We start from the raw sequence: 15,738 nt of genomic DNA, 5'->3' as shown, positions 1-15,738 counted from the left end.
TTCTTATGCTTTTGTTTTCTACTTTGCTGGATATCGAGGATTCGCTGACTCCTGATGATTTCATCCGTCTGGTGATTGAGTGGAATCAGAAGAGCCCTTACCGGGTGAATGTGATTCCGGATCTCAGGTGGCAGGGGGAGCGGAATGTGCGGTTCGGAAGTCCTGATTTATGGCTGGATATCCGGGAGGAGTCGGAGCGGCGGATCCTGGCGGTGCGGTATGAGAAGCATCAGGAGGATGGGATCATCTGGGATACGGATTATGTGATGAATTTCCCGGAGATGCGGATGGCCATCCGTCTGGAGCGGAGTTATCAGGCCGATGCGCAGAGTGCGGATCTGGCTTTTTCGACGCCTTATTTCCTGTCTCTCCTGATTAACCGGGGGTATCTGAAGGAGGATGGAAATCTTCCCATTCTCCGGAGGCCTCTGGAAATCGGGGATTCGGAACTGGAAATGGCGGCTTCCATCATGCGGGGGGAAAGACGCTATCGTCTGCCCGTGGTTTATATTTCCAGGAAATATAATGAAATCCTCCCGGTGGATGTGAATCTTCTTTCTTCGAGGCTGAAGGGGGCGGCCCATGTGCTGGTGCAGAAGGAGTATCGTTCCAATCAGAAGCTCCGGGAGCTCACGAAAAATGGAAATGACCATGACGGGTCCATCGGCATTTATTTCCCCCAGCCTTCGATTCCTCCCAGGCGGTATGTGTACCGCGGGACCATTGGAAATGACCGGCAGCTCCTGGAAAAGGTGGTGCGGACGGTCATTCTGTATGGAAATTCGCTTGAGACGGATCCGCTTTATACCTGGCAGGGGGTGAATCATGAAATCCTGCGCCGCCTGTATGATGAGCAGCGGAAGGCAAAGCTGGCGGCGGAAAGTGAGAATTCCGATCTCTGGCAGACCTATGAGCAGGAAAGTGAGGATTTCCGGCGGAGGTTCAGTGAACTGACGCGGGAAAATGAGCGGCTCCGGGCGGAGAATGAGGGCCTCAAGAGCAAACTGGATGCGAGGGAATCGGTGCCTCTCCTTTTCATGGGCGATGAATCGGACCTTTATCCCGGGGAGGTGCGGGATATCCTCCTGGAAATATTGACGGCGGCGAAAAATAATGTGCCCCCGGATTCCCGGAAAATGGACGTGCTCAGGGATGTGCTCCGGAGCAATCCCTATGAGAAACTCAGCCGCAAAAGGGCAGAGCAGGTCAAGGCCCTTCTTCGCGATTTCCGGGGAATCACGAAACGGCTCCGCCAGTCTCTGGTGGATCTGGGCTTTTCCATCACGGAAGATGGAAAGCACTATAAAATCACCTTCTGCGGAGATAACCGCTATATGTCCATCCTCGCCAAAACCCCCAGCGATAACCGGTCCGGGAAAAATAATGTGGAAAAAATATGCAATAAGTGCTTCTGAGGGATGGAACTAGTTCAGTTAGAGGTCTCTATAAGGAAATAAAGAATGATGATTTCAAAAGACTTTATCAAAAAGCAGTTTGAAAGTTATCTTGCCCATTTCGACAAATCCGATCCGCAGGTGGCGCTGAAGGTGGTTCATTCGGGGCGGGTGGCTTCGAACGGGGAAATCATTGCGAGGGGGCTGGGGCTTTCGGATGCAGATACGGACTTTTCCCGGGTGCCGGGGATGCCGAAAATACGAGCGGAGAGCTGTATGGGATCTTATCCAATCGTACATAACTATATTTGCATAACTTTAACGGACTGATGTAAAATTGATTCATAAGATACAGGGATTTCAATATTTTATGAAATCGTGATTTGGCATTTTCAATGAAAATGGAAACTTTCTGGCAAATATTGGAAACTTTCTCACCTGTTTTGGAAACTTTCTCAGCGAAATGGAATTTTACAGGAGTAGAGTTTCCGATAGTTTTGCCAGGCTCTTTTTATTTTAGTTCCTATGGGAGGTGAAAATAATGTGGGATAAGTTGGATGGGGTAGAAGATACAAACCTTGACTATAAGGAGAGATTGGAAGAAAACAGGCCGCACAGCTGGTTGAAGTCGGTTTCAGCATTTGCCAATACCCGGGGCGGGAGTATTATATTGGGGGTTCGTGATAAAGATCACAGCATAGTGGGAATTGATAATATACAATATGTGTCTTCTAAGATTTCTGAATTTATTTCCAGAAAGATTGAACCTGCTGTTCAGTATGAACTTCATGATCTTAAATATCCCGGTGATAAATACTGCCTGGAGATTAAAGTATTTAATGGTCCGGACTATCCATATTACTATATTCAGGATAAAGCAAAAACTGCTTATGTCAGAAGAGGTGATCGTTCTGAACCGGCTACAGCCATTGAGCTCAGTCATTTGGTGTTAAGAGGACTAAATAAGACATTTGACATGCTGCCGTCTCACTATTTGTTGAATGATATCAGTTTTACACTGTTTCGGGCGACCTATAACGGAGTGGCAGAAGAATCTCTGGAAATGCCTAGGGATCTTCAGTCGATGAAATTAATAGATGAAAGTGAAAGAGTGACTTATGGAGGATTGCTTTTGTGTGATCAGGGAGTGCTGGCACAATCAAAAGTGGTATGTACGCATTGGAAGGGTCTTGAAAAAGGTTCTGTAGATGAAGATGCGATTGATGATAAGGTATTTGAAAGGGAAAGCCTTATTTCTTTATTGACGGATGCAGAGTCCTTTGTCATCAATAATTCCAAAAAATCCTGGTCAATCCGAGGAATTCAGAGGGAAGAAAAAAGCGATTATCCTTACCGCGCTGTTCGTGAAGCATTGGTGAATGCTTTAATTCATCGGGATTATCAGAATATAGGCTCCGAAGTTCATGTGGATATGTTTGATGATAGAACTGAAATCACATCTCCTGGTGGAATGATGAATGGAAGCCGGATTCAGGATTTGAATCTTTATAAAGTACCTTCCATGAGAAGGAATGAAGTTATATCTGATATATTTGGACGACTCCACTTTATGGAGAGGAGAGGCAGCGGGATCCAAAGGATTTTGAAATCATACGAAGGGTTTGGGAAGAAACCCGAATTTTATTCGGATAGCACGATGTTCTGTGTCGTTTTACCAAATCAGGGATATTCGAAAAAAGACAGTAAAGAAGATCAAAATGACGTAGAGAACACTGGATTTACAGATTTCTCTAATCATGTCCGGGAAATATATCATGAACAGATGGCTTTACATATTATTGCATTTGCGGGACAGCTTGGTAAAGATCAGAGTTTTAACAGGAAAAAGTTGTCTGCCTGTTTAAATGTTACTGAAAATGCGGCTTCTAAAATCATACGAAAAGGAGTAGATAAGGGAGTTATTCGAAAAGAAAGACGGGGCTCTTATTACTTCCTCTTTGATTGACAGGAGGGATGTTTGGTAGATATCCGGTAAATCTCATTGAAACTATGAAAATAAAAGGTTTTCTTTTAAACCGGAAGTGTATTCCATTTGGGACTGTTTGAGGTTTTCGTGCCGAAAGATGTGCATGGGATGTAATATTGTCTGAGTCTTCAAAGGGAATGTCCCGGTTTATCCGAAAATCGGAGGAAATATGGTTATTTCTAAATCCTGTATTTCAAATCAGGTTGAACGTTATCTCCGGCCTTTTGACAAATCCGACCCGCAGGTGGCGCTGAAGGTGGTTCATTCGGGGCGGGTGGCTTCGAACGGGGAAATCATTGCGAAAGGGCTGGGACTTTCGGATGCAGATACGGATCTTGCCTGGGCGCTGGGGATGCTGCATGATATCGGGCGGTTTGAGCAGATCGCGCGGTACCATACGTTTTCGGACGGAAGGTCCATGAATCACGCGGCCTACGGGGCGAAATATCTTTTTGGCGAGGGTCATATCCGGGATTTCATGGAGGATGGTTCGGAGGATTCGCTCATGGAGAGGGCGATAGCGCTGCACAGTGTTTATGAGCTGCCTTCGGGATTATCGAAGAGGGAGCTCCTTTTCTGCCGGCTTCTCCGGGATGCGGACAAGGCGGATATTTTCCGTGTCTATGCGGCGTACTCGGATCATCCGGAAATCATCTGGAACGTTCCGCGGGAGAAGTTCGAGCGGTCGAAGCTGACGGATGAGGTCTATGAGATGGCGCTCACGAGGAAATCCATTCCTACTTCCATTAAAAAAGAGCCTCTCGATTTTTACGTGGGAGGCCTTGCCATGTACTTTGACGTGAATTTCGAGGTGACCAGAAAGCTCATCCGTGAGCAGGGGTACCTCGCAAAGTTTATGGATTTCCACAGTGAAGAGGAGGAAACGGAGAAGAGGCTTTCTGAGGTGAAGAAGCTGATATTTCCTCCGGCGGAGTGAGCGGATTGCGGAATGCGGTGAAGGGGTGTACGATGGTACGCGTCGAAACTGAAGCTGTATTTCCATGCCGCCATAGGAATGCAATCCGGAAGTTGGAATTTCTATGCATTCATTATTACGTAACCCATGAAATTATAGTGTCAATTGGCATGTTTTCCATAGATAGCCCCCTTCACCCTTGCGGGAGCTTCCCCCGTTGGGGGAAGCGAATCTACAGCGACCTGGGGAATTTACGTCCGAAAGTGCAGTTTCCCTCTCAATCAATCTTACCCCAATCTGCTATCCGTCTTTTCGAAATGCCCACGCAAAAAAGCCACTACTCCCTGAAGTATACTGCTTCGAGGGGTAGTGGCTTTCCTCATACTGGTATTTTCTTTTTCATTTCACGGGCCCGTGAATTTTCAAGCCCGGTCCGTCGCCCTTTCCGCTTTCTCTGAGAATGGCTGCCGTAGCGGAAGTTCGTGGGTGATTTCCCTTGCTCTGCCTATATAGTGCAGAAAAGGAATTTTATTTTATTAGATTTTCGTTAAATTTTTGCTTGCCCATTTATTTTCGACAATTACAGCAGGGATTGGTCCTGCAGGGGTGCCATGGAAGTTACCGGCTGCCGGAGGAGTCGTGCCTTTGGTACGCATAAACGATTGGTGTGATTCGCCACGGCTCTGAGAGTCAGCTCTCTTTACCACTGCTCGGACGCAGCGTACTTTTATTTTGAGTCAATTGCGACTTGCAGGGGTAGTACGACCCACCCGTCGCCTTCGGCGCCACCCTCCCAAGCCTGGGAGGGCAGGGACAATTTGACTTAATGGATGGAGTCATTTGTCCCGGGATATTTCATCAGTCAGCCTCGTATGTGCCTTGTATGATTGGTCAACCTATCCGGCTGCTCCGCAGCCACCTTTCTATCCCGGGAAAGGTGGCGACCTGCAGCATGCGGATGGTTTTCTTCATAGGGACCGGGAATGTGTAGTGCAGGGATATTCATTTCTGCCCTTTCAGGCCCTGCGGGCCTACCAAGCCCCCTGGTCATGGGTCAGCCGAGCGAAGCGAGGCAGGGGGTCGTATTATCGTACAAGACGGAAATGAGCTAAAAAGGAAAGCAAGACTCCCCGATGGGAAGCCTGACCGCGGGAGATTTTGCTTTATTTTCGGCTTGAACGGGTAGAACGACCCACCTGCCCTTCGGGCACCCTCCCAAACGTGGGAGGGCTGAAACGATAGCATGCTGTCCGATATCCTCATATGGGACTTGATGGTATTGGTCAGGTATATAAAAAGGACGCTGCTTTAAAATTCGTGCAGCGCCACCTTTACCAACCACGAATCACGACTGGCAGTTTGTGAGAAAAAATTTGAAAAATCAATGATGCCCCGCCCTCTCCGCTTCTTCTTCCATCTGTTCGCTCCAGATGCCTGTGGGGATGAGTTCTCCGTTTTTGCTGTCATAGCGGACGGAGGGAGGCATATTGAGGGCGTTGGAGATGGGACTGGTGAAACCCCGGCCTATGACGTCGGTGGTATTCATGATGAAAAGGAAGGCGTGGGGGTCTATTTCTTCGATCAGGTGACGGACTCTGGTGACCTGGGTGAGGTCGACTATGGCGAAGACGATTTTCTTTTCAGCTCCGGAGAAGGCGCCCTGTCCGTAGAGGAGGGTAGCTCCGTGACCGATATTTCTAAGGAGGGTATCTGCTATTTCCAGAGGTTTATCGGAGACGATGAAGGCTGCTTTTCTCTGGGCGAAGCCGATGACTATGCGGTTGGCCAGGTTTGCATTGATGTACATGGCAATGAGTGTGCAGATGGCCGGTTCGAGGGCAAAGAAGAAGGCTCCGGCTCCTACGATTATCACGTTGATTCCAAAGACCACGTATCCTATTTCCAGATTGTAGAATTTCTTCATCACGGCCCCTACTACGTCCAGGCCTCCCGTATTGGAGTTGTAGCGGTAGAGGAGGCCCATGGAGAGGCCCAGGACCACGCCGCCTGCTATGGCGGAGACCAGGGGGTCTTTCACTACTTCATAGTCGGCCATGAAGCTGGTGAGGTCGATGAATACGGAGCAGAGGACGGTACCCAGGATGGTGATGAGTGTATAGAGTTTTCCCATGCATTTCAGGGAGAGGATGAGAATCGGTATATTGAAGATGAGGTTTGCTATACCGATAGGAAAGCCGGTCATGTAGTAGAGAATCATGGCGATACCGGTGAGGCCTCCCGAGAGGAACTGGTGGGGTACCAGGAAGGCATTGACGCCTACGGAATAGCCGAAGGTGCCGATGATGGTAATGACCACGATAAAAGCGAGCCGCTGCCAGTAGGTGGCAGAATGTGCGTCGGCTCCCAGTATGTTTTTCATAAGATAGTCCTTTCTTAGAGCATCTTTGCCTGGTGAAATTGTAATCTATTCTACACGGAATTTTTTAATTTACAATAGGGATTTCGTCCTGATCATGTAAATTATATAGATTTCAATTCTTTTATGGGAAATATTTGTCCCATTTGTAGTGGAAACAGGGGATTCCTGCAGAAAGGCATAAAAAAACCGAAGCGGTGAGGCTCCGGTTTTTCTTTTTTATTCTGCTTTTTCTTCCGTCTGTTCTTCTGCAGGTTCTTTTTCTTCAGTCTGCGGTTCTTCGGATTCTTCAGCAGGAGCAGCTTCTTCGGCGGCCGGTTTTTCTGCCGTTTCTTCAGGAGCTGTTTCTTCCGCAGCCGGTTCTTCTTCGGCGGGAGCGGTTTCTGCCGCCTCGGCAGCCGGAGCCGGTTCTTCGGCTGGTGCAGCTTCTTCTGCCGGCGCTGCTTTTTCGGAAGGAGCCGGTTCTTCGCCGGAAACTTCGGCCAGGGTCGGAGCTTTTACATGGTCCAGCTGGTCGATGGCAGCCAGGGCCAGGGTGAGGTCTTTTCTGATCTTTCCGATGTAGGTCTTCATATTTCCTTCGGTACGGATCATATTTTCCACCAGTTTTCTGCGGGATTCTTCAGCTTCCTGGACCTGCCGTTTGCTCTGGGCCTGGGCGTTGGAAACGAGGATTTCCGCGTCTCTCTTTGCATTTTTCTTTACGTTTTCAGCGGTATCCTTGGCCAGCTGAAGGGTATTGGACATGGTTTCGGAAATGCGTTCATAGTTGGCCAGTTTCGTTTTCATCTGGTCCATCTGCTCTGCCATTTCACGATGTTCTCTGTAGATCTGTTCATAATCTGCAACGATCTGCTGCAGGAAATCATCCACTTCTTCCTGGCTGTAGCCGCGCAGGGATGCTTTGGAAAAAGTCTTGTTATGGATATCCATTGGTGTAATCATCGGTAGTCCTCCTTGGGATAATTCTCTATTCATTTTACTTGTTTCCTATCGATTAGGCAAGATGCCTGATTTTGACTCGCTTACATGTTTGGAGACAGTCCGGCGAGAGAACTTTAAGGATGAAAGTGCAGTTCGTCCTTTTGGGGGGAGGAATTGGGAATTAGGGGATGTGCGGCGCAAATTTATGGGCGTCGCTTTTTGATTTGGCCTCCGGCGTATATTTTCGACATGTACCATTGAACAACCTCTCAGTCACAACACGTCCGCTCTCCAGGCTTGGAGAGCTGGTGCCCGATAGTATGTTTTCGCTTTGCTCATATAGGCCGGGAATGGCTGGCGCAGGAGATTTCATACCCTGATGTTCCGGCTGGTTCGAAACCTTTCCGCGAGAGTTTTGAGCCGGCAGCCGCAGGATTCGTATTTCTTCCCCTCATCAAAAGAGCCGGCTGCAGGAAACCGGCTCTCATTCTAATCACTAACCACAAAAACTAACTACTAAATGCTAACTACTTCTCCAGAATCTCCTGTATCTTCCTGACTTCTTCCACTGTCAGCTGTCCCGGGGCGCTGGCTTCACGGCCTGCGGCGAAGGTGAGGGCTCCGCCCAGATTATTTCCTGTGATCCGGGTAATGACTCCCAGGGGGCCCATGGCGATGGTGACTACCGGGATGTCCGGATATTTTTCTCCGAATCTGGCGGCAGCGCTCATGAGGGCGGATACGTCGGAGGGCTTTTCGGGCATGACGGCTATTTTTTCAATATCCGGTCTGAAGAAACGCATATTTTCCAGCACGTCCAGTATTTCCATTTCTGAAAGGGCCCGCTTGAATTTATGGTAGCTCATGAGCACCGGGAGGCCCTGCTTCTTTGCCTGGGAGATGAGGACTTTCGTATCCATCATTTCATGGCCGTACTCTACGTCCAGGATGTCTGCCCAGTGGGAGGCGATGATGAGGGAGAGGAGGCTGATATATTCTCCTCCCGGCGTCTTGTGGACTCCGCCCTGGCTCTTGGTGCGGACGGTGGTGAGCACGGGTTTGCCGGGGAAATATTTCCTTATGATCCGCCATGCGGCATCGAGGTCCCGGGTGGCATTGAAATTTTCCTTGTTCATCAGGTAGTCCACCCGCCACTCGACCATATCCAGGGGGGACTCTTTCAGCGCTTCACATTCTTTTTCAAGACTTCCAAGGTCAGAAGAAACGAGGGGTACGCAGATGGCAGGTCTGCCTTCTCCGATGGTTACGTTTTTTATTTTCAGCATTTGAGCTCCTTTCAGAGGGAAATTCTCCAGCCCCGGTCAGCCTGGTTCAGTACTTCGCAGCCGGTATCGGTGACCATGACCAGATCTTCGATGCGGATTCCAAATTTTCCGGGGATGTACACGCCCGGTTCGATGGAAAAGATCATGCCCGGTTTGGCGATGATTTCAGAAGTGGCGCTCACTTCGCCTGCTTCGTGCTCCCGGATGCCTATGAAATGGCCCAGGCGGTGGGTGAAGCAGGGGCCATAGCCGCCTTTGGAAATATAGTCTCTGGCTGCCTTGTCCAGTTCTGAGAGTTTGATCCCCGGGCGGACCATGGATTCGGCCAGTTCTCCTGCCTCCCGTACAAGATCATGGATTTTCACCCATTCTTCGTCAGGCCTTCCGTAGAACCAGGTGCGGGTCATATCGGAGCAGTAGTTATCTTTTTTGCAGCCGATATCAAAGAGCACCGTTTCCCGCCTTTTGAGGGGCGTTGCATCCGGCATGTGATGGGGGTCGGCCCCATGGGCGCCGAAAGATACGATGGGCGGGAAGGAAAATCCTTCGGCTCCTTCTTCTTTATAAATGGCAAGAAGTTTTTCGGCGCATTCTTTTTCCGTAACCCCCGGCGCAATCCATTGGGAAATTTTTTTCATTGCCCGGTCGTTGATATTCGAGGCCAGGCGCATGATGCCCATTTCCCTTTCATCTTTCACGGCTCTTGCATCGTCTACGGCAGGGGAGCCATTGATGAATTTCAGGTCTTTTCTCCGGCTCATGAGGTCAAGGAGGAAGGCGGAGGGCCAGACTTTGTCCACGCCCACTTTTCCTTCCGGCAGATGACCGGCCAGAAGGGCCATGCCGTCTTCTCCATCTTCATAGGAAATATCGGCGATGTAACCGGCCGCCTTCGCTTCTGCCATGGTCCAGCCGGTGCCGGATTTCAAAGGGAAGAGACGGTTCCGCACCCAGAAAGCCGGTCCTTTTTCCTGAACCACCAGCACGGTCAGCCGTTCACCGGGATGAATGGTCTCTCCCGTGAGATACCACAAAGCAGCCGTTTCTGAAACAATCAGCGAGGAAAGGCCGAGAGCTTTCATATTCTCCCGTACTTCTCCCATCCGCCTGTCATGCATAATGGACATCTTATCGACCTCCTTGTTTTTGTCTTTTATTTATATTTCTATTATAGACCATATCTATCATTAAAAGAAAGTTAATAGTTATCAGTGATCGGGGTGAAAGGGAAACTGTCATGTGAATAACTTTTGAATCGGGAGTGTCGGGGGTATCGGGAGTATCGGGGGACTCGGGAAGGTGGCGGCCTTTGGCCGCGAGTTTTTGATGGGGCCTTCGGCTCTCATTCGGGCCGGGGGGAATTTTTCCCCATCAGTGCGGTTCGTCCCCTCACCCGCTTCGCGGGAGCTCCCCTATCGAGGGGAGCCTTTCCGCGGATGTTTTGAGACATTTGGCATGGAAATGGTACGGCATCGAGTCCCAAATGTGCAGGTTATGATCGGAGGCTTTTGATGTGATGTCGGGCTGTCGGGAAGGTGGTGGCTTTCTGAGGCAGGAATTGGGGATTAGGAATTGGCGGGAGGTGCGGCGTAAAGTCGTGGGCGCCGCATTTTGATTTTGCCTTCGGCTCTCATCTGTGTCCGGGAATATTTTTCCTCATCCGTGCAGTTCGTCCTCCCACCGCTTCGCGGAGCCCTCCTATCGAGGAGGGCCTCCCGTGTTCCGATTTCCTTATTCTCCCGGGTGCCTTTTGCCAGTTGTCTTCATATGTGCTGATTCCGGTCGGTTCATTTTGGGTAATATCGGGGTTTTCAGCCCTGTCTGTGTACAATCCCCATATAAAATATTGGCTGCATCAGCAGCCAATCCTTCCCGACAGCCCCGTGCCTCCCGACATTCCCGATATTCCCGACACAAAAGTTATTTCACCTTCTGCTTTCCTCTTTCATTTATTGGCAAGTAAAGATCATCTAAAGTATAATAAGAAGAAATATTTATAAAATATAAATAAACGGAGGAAGAAAATGGCTCTTAAAGAATTCAAGCTGCCCTTTGGCCATGGAACGCAGTCTGTGCTGCTGCCGGAGGAACATATTTCTGATGTGCTGGTGGGCGTGCCAACTCCTGCCTGCGATGTGAAGGAAGCAGCCATCGAATGTATGCGTCATCCGATTGGCTCGAAACCTCTTTCTGAAGTGGTGAAAAAGGGAGATAAAGTCTGCCTGATCGTGGCGGATATCACCCGTGCCTGGAACAGGGCAAGGGAATTCACTATTCATGTGGTCAATGAACTGAACCTGGCAGGTATTCCGGATGAAGATATGTACATCGTCTTTGCCCAGGGGACTCACCGCGTTCATACGGATGAGGAAAATATCACCTGCGTAGGCGAAGAAGTGGCAAAGCGCATCAAAATGTACCAGCATGTTTCCACGGACAAATCCATGCTTACCCATATGGGCGTGACTTCCAGGGGTACCGACGTATGGATCGATACAAGAGTGGCCCAAGCAGATAAAGTCATCCTCATCAATGCGATTTCCACCCATGATATGGCAGGCTTCGGCGGTGGAAGGAAACTGATCCTCCCGGGAGTGGCCGGATTTGAAACGGTCCAGCAGAACCACTGCCATGCGCTGGGGGATACCCTGGGAAGCGGTCTCAACCCGGATGCAAAGCTTCTGAAAATCGAGGGCAATCCTGTTTCTGAAGATATGCAGGAAGCCTGCGATATGGTGAAACCCTGTTTCCTCGTCCACTCTGTCATTAATGAAGATGGAAATATTTCCTCCATGGTCGGCGGCGATCCTTACGAAGCCTGGCTGGAAGGAACGAAGCGGACCTACCGCATGCAGAAGGTTCCCATGAAGCAGCAGGCAGACGTATGCATCGTTTCTGCCGGCGGTTATCCGAAGGATACGAACCTCTACCAGGGGACCAAGTGCTATACGACGGCAGAAATCGCTGCGAAAAAAGGCGGAATCATCATTACCATGATTGAGGCGGAAGATATCATGGAACCGCCGGCTTACCTGGGAAGCTTCAAATACCCGGATCTCACGGAAATGGAAAAAGGCCTCCGCGCCTGCTTCACCATTCCTTTCTTTGTGGCTTTTGAAAATCTGATCACTGCCATGACCCATACGGTTTACATTGTGACGAAACCGGAAAACTTCGAGATCCTTCGCGAAAGGACCCACCAGATCCCTGTAGCCACCGTGGCGGAAGCCTGGGAACTGGCACAGAAAAAACTGGCCGAAGAAGGAAAGACCGACTATACCATCAATGTCATCCCTCATGGAAGTGCGGTAGTTCCTTTTATCAAATAAGCGGCGCTGAATTTCTTCTCCGCACTCGTGTACCGTGGTTATCGGTCATGAATGGTGCAGGCTGAAATTATTTGCCCTACTCGAGTACCGTGGACCGGGCCGCGGGTCTGACAACTAAAAATTATAAATTCGTCCCCGCCTTGCCGGTTTTATTCCTCCTTTATATGAAACATTCAATCCCATGAGCGGAAATGCTCCTGTTCTCGCCAAATCTCAAGGAAATTGCTGAGGGAATTGGCAGAAAGTAGAGGTATCTATGAAAAAATTACTCGCTGCCCTGGCTCTCTCTGCTGCAGCACTCCTTCCGGTTTCTGCATTTGCCGCTGATTTCATGACCCTGGATTCTGCATCCTACGATGCTATGTGGGCAAAAGGAAAGACCGTGAAGAAACACGGCCTTCTGGAAAATCCCATGCACTATGGGGTGGAAATGCGGCATGGAACCATCGGTTCCAATCAGGTGGTGGTGGTCACTCCCTATACGGCGGGCATGTATATTTCTTCCACCGAAGACCTGCGGCTCCTCGAAGTACCGGAAAATTTCAAGGATATCCTTCTTTCCAATCAGGATATCCTCTTCGTAGCGCCAGCCTACATGCCGGTGCATCATCTCGTTTCCTACTCCATGGAAACAAAGGGCAGCAACCGCTCGGAGCACCTGGTGCTGGAAAAAGACGGAAAACGCATTTACCCCCGCTATGAAATGAATCCTGTTATCGACAGCCTCATGCCCCATTCCCATTACGTCCGTTACTTCGGATTTACCAGAGAGCAGATCCTTGACGTACCCTACACCGTGAAATACGTAAACGGCGAAGGAGACATCATCGAATTCCCGGTAACCGAAAAGACGCTGAAACGGATGCTCGAGCAGGAGAAGAATTTTGAGGCGTGAGTCTTTTGTCAGATAAGACGGATTGAGTCAGTTGCGGTTTTCGGGCATTAGCCTCACCACGGCGTATGGCTTTCATCCCGCGTTCGAGATTTCGGGGTGCGGGATGCGGGGTGCGGGAAGGATTGGCTGCTGATGCAGCCAATAATCTTATATGGGGGCTGTGCACAGGCGGATTTATTGGAGGCATTTGTCAGATGGTACGGGTTGAGTCAGTTACGGTATTCGTGAATTAGCCTTACCTCAGCGAGCCCCGATACAGGCTTTCTCGAGATTTCGTGATTCGTGATTCGTGGTTCGTGAAGGATATGGCTGGCTGCGCCAGCCAATCTTATATAGCGGCCTTCGGCCGCGGGCCGATGGCCCTGCTGATGGTTTCAGCCTGTATTTGAAATTTCGTGGTTCGTGAAGGTGTGTCCCTGATGGGGCACATTTTTTTATGAAAATGTGTCGGAAGGGGATGATATGGAAGTCTGTTCCATGAATGTGTTTTGCTGAATTGTAAAGAAAAGAATTGAAATAAATAAGAAAACAGTCACATATCAAAAAATTGTATTTCTCATTCTTGTACTATTCCTTATTTTCGATTAAAATTATAAGTATAAAAACTTAGCTTAACCATAATAATAAATATAATCATCCATGAATGGGAGGCGGAGTAATGACTATGATTGCCCGCAGGCTGGAGGGATCCATAAGGGAACTCATGGAAAGCCGGCCTGCGATTCTCATCGTGGGACCCCGCGGGGCGGGGAAGACCACGGTTCTTGGAAATTTCGGGGTTGGAGAGAGGACATATGCGGCGTTATCGGATGAGGAGACGCGGAATCTGGCGGAAAAAGAGCCGGACCGTTTCTTTGAGAGATATCCTGTGCCCCTCATTATAGATGAAGTGCAGCGTTCGCCCGTTCTTGTACAGGCATTGAAGGAAAAAATCGAAAAAGGACGTCCCGGAGATTTCCTCCTGGCTGCGTCCTGGATGACGAGGGAGCTGGAGGAGCTCATTCCTGCTCTTTCCGGGAAACTGGAGAAGCTGACTCTTCTTCCTCTTTCCCAGGCGGAACTCCACGGACTGGAGATCCCGCCATTTGACCCGTCGGCAGAGATGGACGGAGCGCCCTGTTCCTCCGATGCGGTGTATAAGGAAATATGGACGGGCGCCATGCCTGCCGTGCGAAGCGGCGAGAAGGCTCGGAACGTTTTTTACGCTGAATATATCCTTAAAGTGATTGAGGAGGATATGAGGAAATTCGTGCGTCTCCGGAATGAGCGGAAGTTTCTTGATTTCCTTATGGTCCTTGCTGCCTGGGATGGGCAGTCCGTCAATTTCGACGGGCTTGCCAGGGAAGCGAAGGTCAATACCCTCACCGCCAGGAAGTGGGTGCAGGTACTGGAAAAACTGGGACATATCTATTTCCTTCGTCCCCTCCTTCATCCTGCCCTGAAGCGGGCCGTCCGCACGCCGAAGCTTTATTTCACCGATACCGGTCTTGTGTGCTACCTCAGGAATCGTCCCTCACCGGCATCGGTGATGACCGGAGCCATGAAGGATGTGCTTCTTGAAAATTTTGCGGTCAATGAAATCCGCAAATCTTATTTCTATCATGGAAAAGTGCCGCCCCTTTCTTACTATCGGGATATAGACCGGAAGGAAATACAGGTGGTTTTCATCGGAGAGAGCACGCTGTATCCGGTGAAAATTTTAAAGACGGTCCATCCGGCGCCGGGAAACGGGGCCGATTTCCCTGTGCTTGACCAGACAGGAATTCCCCGGGGGAAAGGGACCATTCTCTGCCTTACCATCAGGAAGAAGGAACTGGGGAGAAATCTCACCGGCCTTCCGGTGACCGTACTTGGATGAAAATTCCCATTCCGGAAAGGAGGGCTCCATGCTCATCGCGTATGCCGCACCGGCGGATATATTTCATAAAGAAACGGAAATCAAAAAATCCATATTCATCGCCCATCTCATGCCCGTGACGAGCGAGGAAGAAGCGCAGGCCGCACTGGATGGTTTCCGGAAGGAATACAAAGATGCCACCCATAATTGCTATGCCTGGCGCATCGGTACCACGAGGGTCCTTGAAAAATCCGGAGACGATGGAGAACCCCAGGGCACGGCGGGCCATCCCATGCTTCACGTACTGCAGATGCAGCACCTCACCAACGTGCTGGCCGTAGTGACGAGGTACTTCGGAGGAATCAAGCTGGGAGCCGGCGGCCTCACCCGCGCTTATAGTGGGTCTCTGGCCGATGCAGTGAAAGAAGCGCCTATCGTGGTTTACACGCCCTATGAATGTTATGAAATCATCCTGCCCTATCCGGCGGTGGGAGGATTTGAAAATTATATCAAAGATAAAGATATCATCGTCAAAAACCGCGCTTTTGCAGATAAAGTGCGGATGACCATCCTCTGCTTGCCGGAAGAGGCAAAAAATCACCTCCGCTTCTTCACCGACCTCACCGGAGGCAAAGCGGGAATTGATAAAATGGGAGAGGAGTATGTAAAGATTCATCGGAGTCATTAGGCAGTTTAAAACGGTCCCGTTGTCAAGGACACCCATTCCTAATTTTTCTGTTCGGGGGTTAGCCCTTTTTAGGCGGTTTTCTTCTCTTTGTCCTTCTCCTTTTCA

At 49.7% G+C, this 15,738-nt stretch carries 12 protein-coding genes; 8 read left to right on the top strand and 4 right to left on the bottom strand.

The features are described 5' to 3' along the window. Positions 1-5: 5 nt before the first annotated feature. The 4 genes from QZN42_RS06305 to QZN42_RS06290 all read left to right on the top strand — a co-directional run bounded on the left by QZN42_RS06305 (position 6) and on the right by QZN42_RS06290 (position 4,318). On the top strand, positions 6-1,415 hold the full coding sequence (locus QZN42_RS06305; RefSeq protein ID WP_296955476.1) for a hypothetical protein: 1,410 nt from the start codon (positions 6-8) through the stop codon (positions 1,413-1,415). A 45-nt stretch (positions 1,416-1,460) separates the two neighbouring features. Continuing rightward, entirely contained in the window at positions 1,461-1,724 is a 264-nt protein-coding gene (locus QZN42_RS06300; protein ID WP_296955473.1) for a hypothetical protein, read from the top strand. A 211-nt stretch (positions 1,725-1,935) separates the two neighbouring features. Then, entirely contained in the window at positions 1,936-3,360 is a 1,425-nt protein-coding gene (locus tag QZN42_RS06295; RefSeq protein WP_296955471.1) for an ATP-binding protein, read from the top strand. A 190-nt stretch (positions 3,361-3,550) separates the two neighbouring features. Next, positions 3,551-4,318, top strand: a complete 768-nt coding sequence (locus QZN42_RS06290) for an HD domain-containing protein (RefSeq protein ID WP_296955468.1) — start codon at positions 3,551-3,553, stop codon at positions 4,316-4,318. 1,360 nt (positions 4,319-5,678) lie between these two features. On the opposite strand, the gene QZN42_RS06285 is transcribed toward QZN42_RS06290, so the two are convergent. From QZN42_RS06285 to QZN42_RS06270, 4 genes are all read right to left on the bottom strand, one after another. Beyond that, complete coding sequence (locus QZN42_RS06285; protein ID WP_296955466.1) at positions 5,679-6,677, bottom strand: YitT family protein; 999 nt, start codon at positions 6,675-6,677, stop codon at positions 5,679-5,681. 216 nt (positions 6,678-6,893) lie between these two features. Continuing rightward, complete coding sequence (locus QZN42_RS06280) at positions 6,894-7,619, bottom strand: DivIVA domain-containing protein (protein WP_296955463.1); 726 nt, start codon at positions 7,617-7,619, stop codon at positions 6,894-6,896. Between the two features lie 506 nt (positions 7,620-8,125). Continuing rightward, entirely contained in the window at positions 8,126-8,884 is a 759-nt protein-coding gene (gene aroD, locus QZN42_RS06275; protein ID WP_296955460.1) for a type I 3-dehydroquinate dehydratase, read from the bottom strand. An 11-nt stretch (positions 8,885-8,895) separates the two neighbouring features. Continuing rightward, on the bottom strand, positions 8,896-10,011 hold the full coding sequence (locus QZN42_RS06270; RefSeq protein WP_296955457.1) for a Xaa-Pro peptidase family protein: 1,116 nt from the start codon (positions 10,009-10,011) through the stop codon (positions 8,896-8,898). Positions 10,012-10,908: 897 nt separating this feature from the next. On the opposite strand from QZN42_RS06270, the gene larA reads away from it, so the two are divergent. From larA to QZN42_RS06250, 4 genes are all read left to right on the top strand, one after another. Further along, complete coding sequence (gene larA, locus QZN42_RS06265; protein ID WP_296955455.1) at positions 10,909-12,213, top strand: nickel-dependent lactate racemase; 1,305 nt, start codon at positions 10,909-10,911, stop codon at positions 12,211-12,213. Between the two features lie 256 nt (positions 12,214-12,469). After that, a complete protein-coding gene (locus tag QZN42_RS06260) occupies positions 12,470-13,108 on the top strand; it encodes a hypothetical protein (protein WP_296955452.1) in 639 nt (212 codons plus the stop codon). Positions 13,109-13,766: 658 nt separating this feature from the next. Further along, entirely contained in the window at positions 13,767-14,966 is a 1,200-nt protein-coding gene (locus tag QZN42_RS06255; RefSeq protein WP_296955449.1) for an ATP-binding protein, read from the top strand. A 28-nt stretch (positions 14,967-14,994) separates the two neighbouring features. After that, positions 14,995-15,633 (top strand): YigZ family protein, encoded by a 639-nt coding sequence (locus QZN42_RS06250; protein WP_296955446.1) that lies wholly within the window; start codon positions 14,995-14,997, stop codon positions 15,631-15,633. Positions 15,634-15,738: the final 105 nt, after the last annotated feature.

The sequence above is a fragment of the uncultured Dialister sp. genome (assembly GCA_900314595.1).
Classification (GTDB): Bacteria; Bacillota; Negativicutes; order Veillonellales; family Dialisteraceae; genus Dialister.
This window is presented reverse-complemented; position numbering and strand designations above follow the sequence as displayed.